This window comes from Micromonospora sp. WMMC241, from assembly GCF_027460165.1.
Taxonomy (GTDB): domain Bacteria; phylum Actinomycetota; class Actinomycetes; order Mycobacteriales; family Micromonosporaceae; genus Micromonospora; species Micromonospora humi.
Genome location: NZ_JAPZBF010000001.1, coordinates 1701880 through 1716275, shown reverse-complemented (window position 1 = coordinate 1716275; position 14396 = coordinate 1701880). Strand labels below are relative to the sequence as shown.

The following is a 14396-nucleotide window of genomic DNA, read 5'->3' as shown; positions in this document are numbered from 1 at the left end:
TCGGGCACCGCGGCCTCAGGCGATGACGCTCGGCTCCCGCCACTGCGGCCGGCCGGCCCGGTCCAGGTCGTAGCGGACCGCGGCGAGCCGCCCCACCGCCTCCACCAGCTCGGCGGCCGGCAGCGTGAAGGGCAGCCGGAGGAACCGCTCCAGCGTGCCGTCCAGGCCGAACCGGGGCCCGGGCGCCAGCCGTACGCCGACCTCCTCGGCCGCCCGCGCCAGCGCGCTGGAGATCGGGCCGTCCAGCTCGGCCCAGAGCGTGACGCCACCGCGCGGCACCGTGACCCGCCAGTCGGGCAGCCGCTCGGTGAGCGCGTCGACGAGCGCGTCGCGCTGGGCGGCGAGCTGCGTCCGGCGCGCGGCGACGATGGTGGGCGCCTGGGCGAGCAGGTGCACCGCGACGAGCTGGTCGAGCACCGGGCTGGCCATGTCCACCCCGACCCGGGCCGCGGCCAGCCGCTGCACCTGGGGCGCGGAGGCGCGTACCCAGCCGATCCGCAGCCCGCCCCAGTAGGGCTTGCTCATCCCGCCGATGCTGATCACCCGGGAGTGCCTGTCGAAGACCGCGACCGGCGGCGGCAGCGGGGTGCCGTCCAGCGGCAGGTCGACGAAGGACTCGTCGACCACCAGGTCGGTCCCGGCCGCGTGGGCCGTGCCGACCAGCCGCTCGCGCAGGTCGGCCGCCATCAGGTGGCCGGTCGGGTTGTGGAACTCCGGGATGACGTACGCGAGCTTCGGCCGGGTCTGCCGGAGGCTGCCGAGCAGCAGGTCGGCGTCCCAGCCGGTGTCGGAGAGCCCGTGGGTGGTGATCCGGGCCCGGCGGGCCGCCAGCGCGGCGAGCGCGTTGGGGTAGGTGGGCGACTCCACCAGCACCGGGCCGCCGGGCGACAGCGCCAGCCGCAGCACCAGGTCCAGCGCGTGCTGGGTGCCGCTGGTGACCATGATCTGCTCGGGGCTGGTGGGCAGCCCGCGCTCGGTGTAGCCCTGCGCCACCGCCTCGCGCAGCTCGATGATGCCGGTCGGGTGGTAGCCGGCCCCGCCGAGGTAGCGGGGCAGGTCCTCGGCGGCCGCCCGGGCGGCCGGGACGAGCTGCGGCGGGGCGGAGAGCGCGGCGACCCCGAGGTCGATCATGTCCCGGTCGTCGAGCGGGGTCCACAGGCCGGTGCTGGCCACCCGGTGGGTGCCGGGCAGCATGGTCCAGCTTCCCGCCCCGCGCCGACTGGCCAGGTGGCCGCTCTCGCGCAGTTCCCGGTAGGCGGCGGTGACGGTGGTCCGGCTGATCCGCAGCGCCTCGGCCAGTTCCCGCTCGGCCGGCAGGCGTACCGCGAGGGGGAGCCGGCCGTCGGCGAGCAGTCCCCGGACGGCGGCGGCGAGCGCGACGTAGTCGGGGCTGCGGCGGCGGCCGGGCAGCGCGTGCCACTGGCCGAGCAGCCGCGCCAATTGGACGCCACGCACCTGGCTGGTCATAGCCACCTCTCCCCGATTGGCCTCTTCATGGCCCGCTAATTGGACCCTAGGGTGGCATGCATGGCACCGCTTGGCAATCTCCGGCACCGGCCCGTACGGCGGCTCACCCAGCTCTACGCCGGCCTGGTCCTCTACGGGCTCAGCATGGCGCTGATGATCCGGTCCGGGCTCGGCCTGGATCCCTGGGACGTGTTCCACCAGGGGCTGGCCCGGCAGACCGGCCTCTCCTTCGGCACCGTCACCATCGCCGTCGGCGCCGTGGTGCTGCTGCTCTGGATCCCGCTGCGGCAACGCCCCGGCCTCGGCACGGTCAGCAACGTCGTGGTGATCGGGCTGGTCGTCGACGGCGTCCTGGCCGTGCTGCCGCCGGGCGAAGGGCTGCCGGTACGCGCCACGCTGCTGGTCGTCGGCATCGTCGCCAACGGCGCCGCCACCGGCCTCTACCTGGGCGCGGGCCTCGGCCCCGGGCCGCGCGACGGCCTGATGACCGGCTTCACCGCCCGCCATCCCCGCTGGTCGCTGCGGCTGGTCCGGACCGTCATCGAGGTGACCGTGCTGGCCCTCGGCTGGCTGCTCGGCGGGACGGTCGGCCTCGGCACCGTGGCGTACGCGCTGGCCATCGGGCCGCTCGCCCAGCTCTTCATCCCGATCTTCGCGCTGCCACCCCGACCGGCCAACGCCTACGCTGCGTGAGCATCGCCGGGCCCACCGCCATCGCGCGCGCCGACCCGGACGGCCCTGAGCTGCGACGACGTACGACGGCAAAACCGGGTGTTTCCTCTGCCGTCGCGGGCGGGCATCATTCGTGCATGGGGGAGAACGGATGGCGTTGGAGCGACGCCTGGATCTTCGTCGCGTTGGTCATCGCGAGCGGCGCCGGCCGGCACCGCCGGGCCGCCGCCACACGCCGTCCCGAGGGGGTGCGCCTCGCCGACGTCCTCTCCACCGCCGACCACCTCAACCAGGCCATTCCGGAACGACACGAGGTCGAGGGGGCGGTCCGCCGGCTCGCCGGCGCCGGCCTGGTCAGCGTCTCCGACGGCTGGTTCCGGGTCACCCCGGACGGCGAGCGGCTCTGGCGCACCCGGCCCAGTGCCGGGCTGGGCACCACTGTGGACACCGTGCAGGGGGTGCTGACCCGCCGGCACCCGCCGGGCGAGGCCGACTGGCAGCTCGCCGAGGACGACCACGCGGCGGCCGTCCAGGAGTACGTGGTCCGGTCCATCCCGATGCCGCGCCGCTCCCCCGAGGGGCGTTCCGGCCGGCCGTGAGCGCCCGCGCGCTCAGCGCACCGGGTGACCGGCGCCGCGCAGGGCGTCCTTGACCTCGCCGACGGTCAGCTCGCCGAAGTGGAAGACGCTGGCCGCCAGCACCGCGTCGGCACCCGCGGCGACCGCCGGCGGGAAGTGCGCCACCGCGCCCGCGCCGCCGCTGGCGATCACCGGCACGTCGACCACGTCGCGGACCGCCTGGATCAGCGGCAGGTCGAACCCGGCCTTGGTGCCGTCGGCGTCCATCGAGTTGAGCAGGATCTCGCCCGCGCCCAGCTCGGCGCCGCGCGCCGCCCACTCGACCGCGTCCAGCCCGGCGCCGCGCCGGCCGCCGTGCGTGGTGACCTCGAACCCGCTCGGCGTCACGCCGGCCGGGGCGCGGCGCACGTCGAGCGAGAGCACCAGCACCTGCCGGCCGAACCGGTCCGCGATCTCGGCGATCAGCTCCGGCCGGGCGATGGCCGCGGTGTTCACCCCGACCTTGTCCGCACCGGCGCGCAGCAGCGTGTCCACGTCCTCGACCCGGCGGATGCCACCGCCGACGGTGAGCGGGATGAAGACCGACTCGGCGGTGCGCCGCACCACGTCGAGCATGGTGCCGCGGTCGCTGGACGAGGCGGTCACGTCGAGGAACGTCAGCTCGTCCGCGCCGGCCCGGTCGTACGCCGCCGCCAACTCCACCGGGTCGCCGGCGTCACGCAGGTCGAGGAAGTTGACGCCCTTGACCACGCGTCCGGCGTCCACGTCCAGACACGGGATGACCCGTACCGCCACCGTCATGACCGGAAGCCTAGCCAACGCGCGGGCGGCGGCGACCGGCCGGTGAGGCCGATCACCGCCGCCCGGGCGTGGACCGTCAGAGGCGGACGAGCATCTTGCCGAGGTTCTCGCCGCGCATCAGGCCGAGGAAGGCCTCCGGCGCCGCCTCGATGCCGTCGACCACCGTCTCGTCGTAGGACAGCCGGCCCTCGCGCAGCCAGCCGGCCATCTCCTGGACGAACTGGTCGCGCAGGTGACCGTGGTCACCGACGAGGAAGCCGCGCAGGGTCAGCCGCTTGCCGATCACCAGCGCCAGGTTGCGCGGGGCGGCCGGCGGCTCGGCCGAGTTGTACTGGGCGATCATGCCGCAGATCGCGGCCCGGCCGTGCAGGTTCATCGCTCCGATCGCGGCCTCCAGGTGGTCGGAGCCGACGTTGTCGAAGTAGACGTCGACGCCGTCCGGGGCGGCGGCCTTGAGCTGCTGGTAGACCGAGCCGTCGTGGTAGTCGAAGGCCGCGTCGAAGCCGAGCGCGAGGAGCCGCTCGACCTTCGCCGGGGAGCCGGCGCTGCCGATCACCCGGCCGGCGCCGCGCAGCTTCGCGATCTGCCCGACCATGCTGCCCACCGCGCCGGCCGCGCCGGAGACGAAGACGGTCTCCCCCGGCTTCATGGCGGCCACGTCGAGCAGCCCGGCGTACGCGGTGAGCCCGGTCATGCCGAGCGCGCTGAGGTAGGCGCTGACCGGGGCGACACCCGGGTCGACCTTGCGCACGGCCTTGGCGTCGACAAGCGCGTACTCGCGCCAGCCGAGGCTGTGCAGGACGACGTCGCCGGGCTTGACGCCCTCGGCCTCGCCGGCCACCACCTCACCGATCGCGCCCCCGTCGAGCGGTGCGTCGAGCGCGAACGGCGGCATGTAGGACTTGACGTCGTTCATCCGCCCGCGCATGTACGGGTCGACCGACATGAACTGGTTGCGGACCACGAGCTGGCCCGGCCCCGGCGTAGGCACCTCGGTGGTGACCAGCCGGAAGTTGTCGGCGGTGGGCCAGCCCTCGGGTCGGGACGCCAGGTGGATCTCCCGGTTCACGCTGTCGCTGCCGTTGCTCACAGGGCCTCCCGGACGGTCAGCGCGACCTCGATGTTGCCGCGGGTCGCGTTCGAGTAGGGGCAGACCTGGTGGGCGGCCTCGACCAGCTTCTCGGCGGCCGACCGCTCGACCGCGGGCAGGTCCACCACCAGTGTCACGGCCAGGCCGTAGCCGCCGCTGCCGTTCGGGCCGATGCCCACCTCGGCCTCGACGACGGAGCCGGAGACGTCCGCCTTGGCCTGCCGGGCGACGATGCGCAGCGCGGAGTGGAAGCAGGCCGCGTAGCCGGCGGCGAAGAGCTGCTCCGGGTTGGCCGCGCCGCCGGCGCCGCCCATCTCCTTCGGCACGGCGAGGTCCAGCTCGACGGTGCCGTCGGAGGTGCGGACGTGGCCGTCGCGGCCGTCGCCGGTGGCCTTGGCGGACGCGGTGTAGAGGACCTGCATGGTCACTGCTCCTTCTGTCGGTGGATCGTCTCGGTGACCCGGGTGAGCGTGTCGCGCAGCCCGACCAGCTCGGCCTCGGTGAGGCCGGTGGCACGGGCCACCCGCAGCGGCACGTCGTCCATCCGCTCCCGCAGCGCCCGGCCCCGGTCGGTGAGGCCCACCTCGACCCGGCGCTCGTCGGCCGCCGAGCGGGTACGCACCACCAGGCCGGCCGCCTCCAGCCGCTTGAGCAGCGGGGAGAGCGTGCCGGAGTCGAGGCGGAGCCGCGCGCCGAGCTCGGAGACCGTGGGAGCGTCGTCGCCGCGCTCCCAGAGCACCAGCAGCACCAGGTACTGCGGGTAGGTCAGACCGTGCTCGTCGAGGATGGGCCGGTAGACGTCGGTCAGGGCGCGCGACGCCGCGTAGAGGGCGAAGCACACCTGCCGGCGCAGCACCAGGTCATCGGTCACGGGGTGAACCGTAGCGCGCAATAAAGTTGTGCACAACTTATCCACGCGGACCGGGGCGAGAGGCATGTCACGCCAGGGCTCGGCGGGGGCGACCCGTCATCAAGAACGCCTTTGGAGCTGACATCAGCAACGACTCGACACCTACCGCGCCGGGACGGGGCGGGTGAGTCGTTCGTGACGTCAGCTCCAAAGGCACCGGAAAGAGGACCGTGCCGCGTGCGGCACGGTCAGATCAGACTGCGGGGAGGTACGCCTCCAGTTCGACCTCGACCAGGTGCTCCGGGTCGACCAGACCGGCCACCACCACCATGGTCGCCACCGGACGCACCGGGCCGAACACCGCGTTGTGCGCCCGACCCACCTCGTCGACGTAGAGCCGGTCGGTCACGTACATCCGGGTCCGCACCACGTCGCCCGGCTCCGCGCCCACCTCGGCGAGCGCGTCCAGGCCGATCCGGATCGCCTGAGCGGTCTGCGCCGCCGCGTCGCCGACGTGCGCCACCCGACCGTCCACGGTGGAGGTGCAGCCGGCGGTGATCGCCAGCGCCCCGGCCCGGACCACCCGGGAGTAGCCGTAGAGCGCCTCCCACGGCCCGCCGGAGCCCAGCCGGGTCACCACCGTGCCCGCCGCGCCGGTCAAGCGTCGGCCCGCAGCGTGGCGAGCGCCTCCGCGACGGTGAACGCGCCCGCGTAGAGCGCCTTGCCGGCGATCACACCCTCCACCCCGACCGGCTCCAGCGTGGCCAGGGCCCGCAGGTCGTCCAGCGTGGACACCCCACCGGAGGCGATCACCGGGGCGTCGGTGCGGGCGCACACCTCGCGCAGCAGGTCCAGGTTGGGCCCGCGCATGGTGCCGTCCTTGGTGATGTCCGTGACCACGTACCGCGCCGCGCCGGCGGCGTCCAGGCGGGCCAGCACGTCGTAGAGGTCACCGCCGTCGCGGGTCCAACCCCGCGCCGAGAGGGTACGGCCGCGCACGTCCAGCCCGATCGCCACCCGGTCGCCGTACTCGCCGCAGATCCGGTCGCACCACTCCGGGTCCTCCAGCGCGGCGGTGCCGATGTTGACCCGGGCCGCGCCGGTGCCCAGCGCCGCCCGCAGCGACTCGTCGTCGCGGATGCCGCCGGAGAGCTCCACCTTCACGTCGAGCTTGCCGACCACCTCGGCGAGCAGCGCGGCGTTCGTGCCCCGCCCGAACGCGGCGTCCAGGTCCACCAGGTGGATCCACTGCGCGCCGTCGGACTGCCAGGCCAGGGCCGCGTCCAGCGGGTCGCCGTAGGCGGTCTCGCTGCCGGCGGCGCCCTGCACGAGCCGGACGGCCTGGCCGTCGGCGACGTCCACGGCGGGCAACAGGTCAAGGCTCAACGGTTGTCTCCTCGCATCCTCAACGACGGTCCAGTGCGATCACCACGATCGCCGGCAGGACCAGCAGCAACAACACGACCAACGCCAGCCGCAGCGCGAGGTCGTCGACGAAACTCCAGATGCCGGCCACCGCGACGGCGGTGAGCAGCACGATCGCCGCCCGCTCGCCCCGGCTGTGCCGGCGCAGCCGGCCGGTGCGGCCCCGGCGCAGCCGCGGCGTCAGCACGCGTACCCACGAACGGCGCCGCTTCCGGCGCGCCACCCGGCGGGCCCGGGCGGCCCGTGCCCGCTCCTGGTCGGCCTCGCGCGCCGCCCGGCGCCGCGCCCGTTCCTTACTCAAGCGTGCCGAGCCAGTTGCGCAGCAACGCCGCGCCGGTGTCGGCCGACTTCTCCGGGTGGAACTGGGCGGCCGACAACGCGCCCCGCTCGACCGCCGCGACGAAGTCACCGCCGTGGTGCGCGGTGGTCACCGCGGCGCCGGCGGCGGCCAGCGCCACCGGGTCGGTGACCCCGTAGGAGTGCACGAAGTAGAACCGGGCGTCGGCCGGCAGGCCGGCGAAGAGCGCCGAGCCGTCCGGGGCGTGCACCGTGTTCCAGCCCATGTGCGGCAGGCGCGGCGCCGGCAGCCGGGTCACCCCGCCGGGCAGCAGCCCCAGCCCCTTGGTCACCACGCCGTGCTCCTCGCCGTGCCCGAAGAGCACCTGCATGCCGACGCAGATCCCGAGCACCGGACGCCCGGCGGCGACCCGTTCGGCGATCACCGGCCCGGCGCCCAACTCCTCGACCCCGGCCATGCACGCGGCGAACGCGCCGACACCCGGCACCACCAGGCCGTCGGCGGCCGCGGCGGCGGCCAGGTCGGCGGTGACCGTCACGTCGGCGCCGGCCCGCTCCAGCGCGCGCTCGGCCGAGCGCAGGTTGCCCGAGCCGTAGTCGAGCACCACCACCCGCCGGCCCATCAGCTCTCCCCCGGCAGCAGCCACAGCACGCCGCCCGCGGTGGCCAGCAACGCCAGCAGGCCGGTGACCACCACGGCGGCGCGGGGCGCGCCCTGCTTGTGCAGCGACCACGTCCCGCCGACCAGCACGCCGGCCAGGATCAGCAGCAGCGTCGGCAACACCCGCATTAGAGGGCGCCCTTCGTGGAGGGCACCACGCCGGCGCTGCGCGGGTCGATCGCGGTCGCCTCGCGCAACGCGCGGGACACCGCCTTGAACTGGGCCTCGACCACGTGGTGCGCGTCCGGGTGACCGCCGGGGCGGGCCGCCCGCAGCACGTCGATGTGCAGCGTGACCCGGGCCGACTGGCCGAACGACTCCCAGATGTGCCGGGTCATGCTGGTCGGGTAGACCGGCCCGATGTACGGCGACAGCGCCGGCTCGTCGTGCACCACGTACGGCCGGCCGGACAGGTCGACCGCGGCGCGGACCAGCACCTCGTCCATCGGGACGGTGGCCGAGCCGTACCGCCGGATGCCGGCCTTGTCGCCCAGCGCCCGGTCGAACGCCGTGCCCAGCGCGAGCGCGGTGTCCTCCATCGTGTGGTGCGCGTCGATCTCCAGGTCACCGACCGTGTGCACGGTCAGGTCGAAGCCGCCGTGCCGGGCGATCTGGTTCAGCATGTGGTCGTAGAAGCCGACGCCGGTCTCGATGTCGGCCTTGCCGGTGCCGTCGAGGTCGATCTCGACCAGGACCTTGGTCTCGTTGGTGACCCGCTCGATCCGGGCGGTGCGGGCGGTGGGGTTCATGACAACTTCTCCATCGCGGACAGGAAGGCGTCGGTCTCGGCCGGGGTTCCGGCGGTGACCCGCAGCCAGCCGGGCAGGCCGACGTCGCGGACCAGCACGCCGGCGTCGAGCAGGGTACGCCAGGCGGCGCCCTGGTCGCCGCCGACGGCGAACAGCACGAAGTTCGCGTCGCTGTCGGCCACCCGATGACCCCGCGCACGCAGCTCGGCGACGATCCGGTCGCGCTGCTCCATGATCGCGGTGACGGTGCCGAGCAACGCGTCCCGGTGGGCCAGCGCCGCCCGGGCGGCGGCCTGGGTCAGCGCGGAGAGGTGGTAGGGCAGCCGGACCAGCTGCACCGCCGCCACCACCGCCGGATCGGCGGCCAGGTAGCCCAGCCGGCCGCCGGCGAAGCCGAACGCCTTGCTCATGGTGCGGGTCACCACCAGCCGCGGGTGGTCGGGCAGCACGGCGAGCGCGCTGACCGTGCCGGGCCGGGCGAACTCGGCGTACGCCTCGTCCACCACCACCATGCCCGGCGCCTCGTCCAGCACGGCGGCGACCACGGACGGATCCAGCGCGGTGCCGGTCGGATTGTTCGGCGAGCAGAGGAACACCACGTCCGGACGGTGCGCGCGCACCTGGGCGACCGCGTCGGCGGCGGTGAGCCCGAAGTCGGCGCCCCGGACGCCCGGGATCCAGCCGGTGCCGGTGCCGAGCGCCAGCAGCGGGTGCATCGAGTAGGCCGGGGTGAAGCCGAGCGCGGTGCGACCCGGGCCACCGAACGCCTGCAGCAGCTGCTGCTGGATCTCGTTGGAGCCGTTGGCCGCCCACACGTGGTCGACGGTCAGCCCGTGGCCCAGGTAGCCGGCCAGGTCGGCGCGGAGCGCCACGGCGTCCCGGTCCGGGTAGCGGTTGAGGTCGCGCAGCTCGGCCGCGACGGCCTTGCCGATCGCCTCGACCACCGGCTCGGGCACCGGGTAGGAGTTCTCGTTGGTGTTCAGCCGCACCGCCACGTCGAGCTGCGGCGCGCCGTACGGGGAACGCCCCCGCAGGTCGTCGCGGATCGGCAGGTCGTCGAGCGTGGTCACGACACGCCTCCCGGGAAGCGGACGCTGACCGCCTGGCCGTGCGCCGGCAGGTCCTCCACGCCGGCCAGGGTGACCACGTGCGGCGCCACCTCGCGCAGCGCCTGCTCGGTGTATTCGACCAGGTGCACGCCGCGTAGGAAGGACTGCACGGACAGGCCGGAGGAGTGCCGGGCGCAGCCGCCGGTGGGCAGCACGTGGTTGGAGCCGGCGCAGTAGTCGCCGAGCGACACCGGCGACCAGGCGCCCACGAAGATCGCACCGGCGTTGCGCACCCGCAACGCCCACTCGCGGGCGTTCTCGGTCTGGATCTCCAGGTGCTCGGCCGCGTACGCGTCGACCACCCGCAGCCCGGCCTCCAGGTCGTCGACGAGGACCACACCGCTCTGCTCGCCACGCAGCGCGGTGCCGATCCGCTCGGCGTGCTTGGCGGCCGGCACCTGTCGGGCCAGCTCGGCGTCGACCGCGTCGGCCAGCTCGGTCGACGGGGTGACCAGCACGCTGGCCGCGAGCGGGTCGTGCTCGGCCTGGCTGATCAGGTCGGCGGCGACGTGCGCCGGGTCGGCGGTGTGGTCGGCCAGGATCGCGATCTCGGTCGGGCCCGCCTCGGCGTCGATGCCGACCACGCCGCGCAGCAGCCGCTTCGCGGCGGTGACCCAGATGTTGCCCGGGCCGGTGATCATGTCGACCGGGTCGCAGCGCTGCTCACCGGCCGGGTCGACGCCGGCCCCGTACGCCAGCATGGCCACCGCCTGGGCGCCGCCGACCGCGTACACCTCGTCGACGCCGAGCAGCGCGCAGGCCGCCAGGACCCGACGGTCGGGCAGGCCGCCGTTCTCCTTCTGCGGCGGGCTCACCACCACCAGCGAGCGCACCCCGGCCGCCTGCGCCGGCACGACGTTCATCACCACTGTCGACGGGTACATGGCCAGGCCGCCGGGGACGTAGAGACCGACCCGGTCGACCGGCAGCCACCGCTCGGTCACCGTGCCGCCGGCGACCACCCGGGTGGTGTGGTCGGTGCGACGCTGGTCGTCGTGGACCTTGCGGGCCCGGGTGATCGACTCCAGCAGCGCGGCGCGGACCTGCGGGTCCAGCTCGCCCTCGGCCGCGCGGATCGTCTCGACCGGCACCCGCAGGTGCTCCGGGGAGACGCCGTCGAACCGCTCGCTGGCCTCGCGGATCGCCGGGTATCCATGCTCCCGGACCGCCTCGACGAGGGGACGGATCCGCTCGACCGCCACGGAGACGTCGAGCTGGGCACGGGGCAGCAGGCGGCGCGGGTCGCGTACCCCGCCGCGCAGGTCGATCCGAGTCAGCACGACTGCGAGTCTAGGCCGCCGCCGGTCGACCCGGCCGGGCACGCCCGCCCGCCGGGACGGTGAGCCGGGACACGCCGGCCGGGCGCGAGGGGGATACGCTCGATCACGTGAGCGCACGGCTGCCGGTGTTCCCGCTCGGGACCGTCCTCTTTCCCGGGCTGGTCCTTCCCCTGCACATCTTCGAGGAGCGCTACCAGGCGCTGGTGCGTCATCTGGTGGGGCTCCCCGAGGGCGCGCCCCGCGAGTTCGGCGTGGTGGCGATCCAGGCCGGCTGGGAGGTGGCGCAGGCCGGGCCGCCGGGGCGGGCCGCCGCCGGGCTGGCCGGCGGCGAGGTCACCCTGCACGAGGTGGGCTGCACCGCCGAGCTGCGGCAGGTCACCGAGCTGACCGACGGCGGGTTCGACATCGTCACGGTGGGCCGGCGGCGGTTCCGCATCGCCGAGATCGACGACGCCGCGGAGCCCTATCTCACCGCCGAGGTGGAGTGGCTGCCGGAGCCGGCCGGCCCGGACGAGGTGGCCGACATGCTGGCGGCGCGGGTGATCTCGGTGTTCCGGCACTACCTCGGCCTGATCCGGCCCGAGCAGGAGGATATCTCCGAGCAGCTCCCGGAGGATCCGACAGTGCTGTCGCACCTGGTCGCGGCGACCGCCGCGCTGACCGTCGCCGACCGGCAACGGCTGCTCGCCATCGACGACACCCCCGATCGGCTCCGCGCCGAGCTGCGCCTGCTCAACCGGGAGACGGCGCTGCTGCGCCACGTGCGGGCCGTGCCGATGCCGCTCAGCGAGCTGGCGGGTCTTCCGGCGCCGAACTGATCCCCGGCGCCGGCCCGCCCCCGGGCGGGCCGTAGCCGCCGACGCCCGGCGCGGGCCAGCCGCCCTGTCCGGGCGGCCAGTCGCCGTCGGGCTCCGGCTCCGGACGCAGCGACGGCCATCGCGACCAGCCGGCCAACAGGGTGTACGTGACGGCCGCGCCGAACGCCGCGAGCAGCAGGTTGCCGTGCGGCACGGGCAGCGGGCCGAACCAGTCGACGCCGCCGGCGCGCAGGTCGGCGGGCTTGGTGAAGTCGGTGCCCGGCGGCGCGGTGTCCACCAGCCGCTGGAACGTGGCCAGCCCGATCCGGCGGCCGACCTGCCAGGCCACCACGGCCGCGCCGAGGCCGCCCAGGGTAACCGCGAGCAGCCCGGCCGGGCCCCGCCGGCGGCGCAGCAGCACCCACAGGGCGATCGCGGAGAGGACCCCGAAGCCGAGCGCGAGGAGGCTGAACCAGCCGTCGGCCGCGATCGGCTGCTCCGGCTGCGGAACCGCGTAGACCGCGCCGTCCGGGGTCTGTCGCACCGGCGTGCCCGGCGCCAGCCAGGCCCAGAGCAGCCCCAGCGGGGCGCCGAGCACGGTGAGCAGCGCCGTCACGCCGAGGGCGGTCGCCACCGCCCGGCCGCCGCCGCGACGCGCGACGGTCGTCCCCGGCGACGGCGCGAACGGGCCCGGCGGATGACCCGCCCACGGTTCGGCGCCGGGCACCCGTCCCGTCGGACCCTGGTGACCGGCGGACGCGTCCGCGCCGGTCGGCCACTCCGTCGAACCCTGGTGACCGGCGGACACGTCCGCGCCGGTCGGCCACTCCGTCGGCCACTCTGTCGGGCGCGCGGGCGCGGCGGGCGGGGCGTCGGCCCCGGCCGGGGTCGCCTCGGCGGGCGGGCGACCGGCCGCGCCGGGACGGTCGGCGGTCCGCTCGGGATCAGGGGTGTCCGGGCTCACCCGGTGATCCTCTCAGGCGCGGGCGCGCCGTGGGGCGGTGGTCGGCGGTCAGCGCGCGAACGGCTCCAGCATCATCGCGGCGGCCTTGAGCCAGGCGGCGCGGGTCTCCGCCTGGAGCTGGGGGTACTCGATCGAGGAGCCGGTCTCCAGCGCCGGGTCGTAGGGCACCACGGCGACCGCCCGGGTGCGGGTGGCGAAGTGCCGCTCCAGGTCGTCCTGCAGCGCACTGCGCCCCGGGGTCGGGCAGGAGATCAGCGTGACCGCGTTGTCGGCCAGCTCGCCCATGCCCACCTCGTGCAGCAGGTCGAGCATCCAGTCGGCGCTGAAGGCGGCGTCCTCACGCGGCACGGTGGTCACCACGAGCTGGTCGGCCGCCTGCATGACGGTGCGCCAGTTCGGGCTCTCCACGTTGTTGCCGGTGTCCACGCAGACCACCTCGTGGGTGCGGCGCAGCAGCTCCAGCACCCGCTTGACGGTGAACTGGTCGAGCCGCTGGGCGAAGCGCGGGCTCTCCTCGCCGGCCAGCACGTCGTACGAGCCGTCGGAGGCGTGCCGCAGGTAGTCGTCGAGGTGCGACAGCAGCGTGTCGCCCTCGAGGATCTCGATCTGCGCGAGGTCCTGGACCAGGTGCCGGATGGTGCGCGCGTGCCGGGCGCTGCCGGCGCGCAGGCCGAGGGTGCCCCGCAGCTCGTTGTCGTCCCAGGCGAGCACGCCGCGCCCGCGTACGCTGCCCACGCTGGCCGCGGCGAGCACGGTGGCGGTGGTCTTGTGCACGCCGCCCTTGGGGTTGGCGAAGGCGAGCACCCGGGGGGTGCCCAGCTCGCGGCGGAGCACCCCGGTGGCCCGTTCCAGCTCGGCGTCCGGTTCGGCGGCCCGCCACCGCGCCCGCGCCGCGTCGATCCGGCCCGGGCGGCCCTCCACCGGCCGGCGCGGGGCGGGCACCACCGGTTGCTCCGGCGCCGACGGGATCTCCGGCCGGTACCGGCCGCGGTCCAGCAGGGCGTAGCGGGACTCCGGCGGTGGCGCCGCCGGGCGGTAGCCGCCGTCGAGAAGGGAGTATCGCGACTCGACCGGCGCATCGACCCGCCCGCGCGGGTCCGGGTCGGCGCGCCAGGACGGCTCCGCCGACGGTTCCGCCGGGTAGGCCGGGTCGGCGCGCCAGGACGGCTCCACCGACGGCTCCGCCGGGTAGGCCGGGTCGGCGCGCCACGACGGCTCGGCCCGAGGCTCCGGCGCGTAGGCCGGATCGGCGCGCCAGGACGGCTCGGCCGCCGGGTCCGGATCGGTGCGGTACGCCGGTTCGGCCCGGTAGGCCGGCTCGCCGTCGTAGCGGGGGTCGGCGCGGAAGGCCGGGTCCACCCGGAAGGTGGCCTCGGCCCGGTAGCCGGGCTCGGTGCCGTACGACCCGTCGGCGGCCCGGCCGACCGCGGCGGCGCGCCCGGTCCAGCCGGTGCCGGCGCCACGGCGGGGCAGCGGGTCGGGTGGCGGCACCGGGCTCTCCTCGGCGCGCCGGTCGGCGTCGGTGTGCTCCGCGCCGCGACCGCCGAGCCGGGCCCGGTCGAGCAGCGCCCGCCACCGCGGTGCCGGCTCGCCCTGCCGACCCCAGCCGGTCTCGCTGCCGTCCAAGGATTCGCCCCTCCCCCAGCCCATCGATCT

18 protein-coding genes are annotated in these 14396 nt (G+C 75.3%); 3 read left to right on the top strand and 15 right to left on the bottom strand.

The window, feature by feature from the left end; all coding sequences use genetic code 11:
• Positions 1–15: 15 nt before the first annotated feature.
• Positions 16–1467, bottom strand: a complete 1452-nt coding sequence (yczR, locus tag O7598_RS08280) for a MocR-like transcription factor YczR (RefSeq protein WP_269690749.1) — start codon at positions 1465–1467, stop codon at positions 16–18.
• 60 nt (positions 1468–1527) lie between these two features.
• On the opposite strand from yczR, the gene yczE reads away from it, so the two are divergent.
• Positions 1528–2160 carry a membrane protein YczE gene (yczE, locus tag O7598_RS08275; protein ID WP_269690748.1) on the top strand — a complete coding sequence of 211 codons (633 nt, stop codon included), beginning with the start codon at positions 1528–1530 and terminating at the stop codon, positions 2158–2160.
• Positions 2161–2276: 116 nt separating this feature from the next.
• Positions 2277–2738, top strand: a complete 462-nt coding sequence (locus O7598_RS08270) for a hypothetical protein (RefSeq protein ID WP_269690747.1) — start codon at positions 2277–2279, stop codon at positions 2736–2738.
• Positions 2739–2750: 12 nt separating this feature from the next.
• On the opposite strand, the gene hisF is transcribed toward O7598_RS08270, so the two are convergent.
• From hisF to hisD, 12 genes are all read right to left on the bottom strand, one after another.
• Positions 2751–3518 carry an imidazole glycerol phosphate synthase subunit HisF gene (hisF, locus tag O7598_RS08265; protein WP_269690746.1) on the bottom strand — a complete coding sequence of 256 codons (768 nt, stop codon included), beginning with the start codon at positions 3516–3518 and terminating at the stop codon, positions 2751–2753.
• Positions 3519–3594: 76 nt separating this feature from the next.
• Positions 3595–4608, bottom strand: a complete 1014-nt coding sequence (locus tag O7598_RS08260) for an NADP-dependent oxidoreductase (protein WP_442929833.1) — start codon at positions 4606–4608, stop codon at positions 3595–3597.
• Positions 4605–5030, bottom strand: a complete 426-nt coding sequence (locus O7598_RS08255) for an organic hydroperoxide resistance protein (protein WP_269690745.1) — start codon at positions 5028–5030, stop codon at positions 4605–4607. The genes O7598_RS08260 and O7598_RS08255 overlap by 4 nt, the downstream gene beginning before the upstream one ends.
• A 2-nt stretch (positions 5031–5032) precedes the next feature.
• Positions 5033–5479 carry a MarR family winged helix-turn-helix transcriptional regulator gene (locus O7598_RS08250; protein ID WP_269690744.1) on the bottom strand — a complete coding sequence of 149 codons (447 nt, stop codon included), beginning with the start codon at positions 5477–5479 and terminating at the stop codon, positions 5033–5035.
• Positions 5480–5711: 232 nt separating this feature from the next.
• A complete protein-coding gene (locus O7598_RS08245) occupies positions 5712–6119 on the bottom strand; it encodes a Rid family hydrolase (RefSeq protein ID WP_269690743.1) in 408 nt (135 codons plus the stop codon).
• Entirely contained in the window at positions 6116–6844 is a 729-nt protein-coding gene (priA, locus tag O7598_RS08240) for a bifunctional 1-(5-phosphoribosyl)-5-((5-phosphoribosylamino)methylideneamino)imidazole-4-carboxamide isomerase/phosphoribosylanthranilate isomerase PriA (RefSeq protein WP_269690742.1), read from the bottom strand. Before priA ends, O7598_RS08245 begins: the two co-directional genes overlap by 4 nt.
• A gap of 19 nt (positions 6845–6863) precedes the next feature.
• On the bottom strand, positions 6864–7184 hold the full coding sequence (locus O7598_RS08235) for a hypothetical protein (protein WP_269690741.1): 321 nt from the start codon (positions 7182–7184) through the stop codon (positions 6864–6866).
• Positions 7177–7803, bottom strand: coding sequence for an imidazole glycerol phosphate synthase subunit HisH (gene hisH, locus O7598_RS08230; RefSeq protein ID WP_269690740.1), 627 nt, complete (start codon positions 7801–7803; stop codon positions 7177–7179). Before hisH ends, O7598_RS08235 begins: the two co-directional genes overlap by 8 nt.
• Positions 7803–7970 carry a hypothetical protein gene (locus O7598_RS08225; protein ID WP_269690739.1) on the bottom strand — a complete coding sequence of 56 codons (168 nt, stop codon included), beginning with the start codon at positions 7968–7970 and terminating at the stop codon, positions 7803–7805. Before O7598_RS08225 ends, hisH begins: the two co-directional genes overlap by 1 nt.
• Positions 7970–8590: an imidazoleglycerol-phosphate dehydratase HisB gene (hisB, locus tag O7598_RS08220; RefSeq protein ID WP_269690738.1), complete on the bottom strand. Its 621-nt coding sequence runs from the start codon at positions 8588–8590 to the stop codon at positions 7970–7972. The genes O7598_RS08225 and hisB overlap by 1 nt, the downstream gene beginning before the upstream one ends.
• Entirely contained in the window at positions 8587–9660 is a 1074-nt protein-coding gene (locus tag O7598_RS08215; protein WP_269690737.1) for a histidinol-phosphate transaminase, read from the bottom strand. The genes hisB and O7598_RS08215 overlap by 4 nt, the downstream gene beginning before the upstream one ends.
• Positions 9657–10979, bottom strand: a complete 1323-nt coding sequence (hisD, locus tag O7598_RS08210) for a histidinol dehydrogenase (protein WP_269690736.1) — start codon at positions 10977–10979, stop codon at positions 9657–9659. Before hisD ends, O7598_RS08215 begins: the two co-directional genes overlap by 4 nt.
• A 107-nt stretch (positions 10980–11086) precedes the next feature.
• On the opposite strand from hisD, the gene O7598_RS08205 reads away from it, so the two are divergent.
• The gene (locus O7598_RS08205; protein WP_269690735.1) at positions 11087–11797 is read left to right on the top strand and encodes an LON peptidase substrate-binding domain-containing protein; all 711 of its coding nucleotides are present in this window, start codon (positions 11087–11089) and stop codon (positions 11795–11797) included.
• Here the strand turns inward: O7598_RS08205 and O7598_RS08200 are convergent.
• Entirely contained in the window at positions 11763–12740 is a 978-nt protein-coding gene (locus tag O7598_RS08200; protein ID WP_442929832.1) for a DUF2567 domain-containing protein, read from the bottom strand. The genes O7598_RS08205 and O7598_RS08200 overlap by 35 nt on opposite strands.
• 48 nt (positions 12741–12788) lie before the next feature.
• Complete coding sequence (locus O7598_RS08195; protein WP_269690734.1) at positions 12789–14390, bottom strand: ATPase; 1602 nt, start codon at positions 14388–14390, stop codon at positions 12789–12791.
• Positions 14391–14396: the final 6 nt, after the last annotated feature.

What these genes read in the sequence shown, in the direction of transcription:
- yczR (WP_269690749.1), bottom strand. Translation starts at nt 1,467, where the DNA reads ATGACCAGCCAGGTGCGTGGCGTCCAATTGGCGCGGCTGCTCGGCCAG.
- yczE (WP_269690748.1), top strand. Translation starts at nt 1,528, where the DNA reads ATGGCACCGCTTGGCAATCTCCGGCACCGGCCCGTACGGCGGCTCACC.
- O7598_RS08270 (WP_269690747.1), top strand. Translation starts at nt 2,277, where the DNA reads ATGGGGGAGAACGGATGGCGTTGGAGCGACGCCTGGATCTTCGTCGCG.
- hisF (WP_269690746.1), bottom strand. Translation starts at nt 3,518, where the DNA reads ATGACGGTGGCGGTACGGGTCATCCCGTGTCTGGACGTGGACGCCGGA.
- O7598_RS08255 (WP_269690745.1), bottom strand. Translation starts at nt 5,030, where the DNA reads ATGCAGGTCCTCTACACCGCGTCCGCCAAGGCCACCGGCGACGGCCGC.
- hisH (WP_269690740.1), bottom strand. Translation starts at nt 7,803, where the DNA reads ATGGGCCGGCGGGTGGTGGTGCTCGACTACGGCTCGGGCAACCTGCGC.
- O7598_RS08225 (WP_269690739.1), bottom strand. Translation starts at nt 7,970, where the DNA reads ATGCGGGTGTTGCCGACGCTGCTGCTGATCCTGGCCGGCGTGCTGGTC.
- hisB (WP_269690738.1), bottom strand. Translation starts at nt 8,590, where the DNA reads ATGAACCCCACCGCCCGCACCGCCCGGATCGAGCGGGTCACCAACGAG.
- O7598_RS08195 (WP_269690734.1), bottom strand. Translation starts at nt 14,390, where the DNA reads ATGGGCTGGGGGAGGGGCGAATCCTTGGACGGCAGCGAGACCGGCTGG.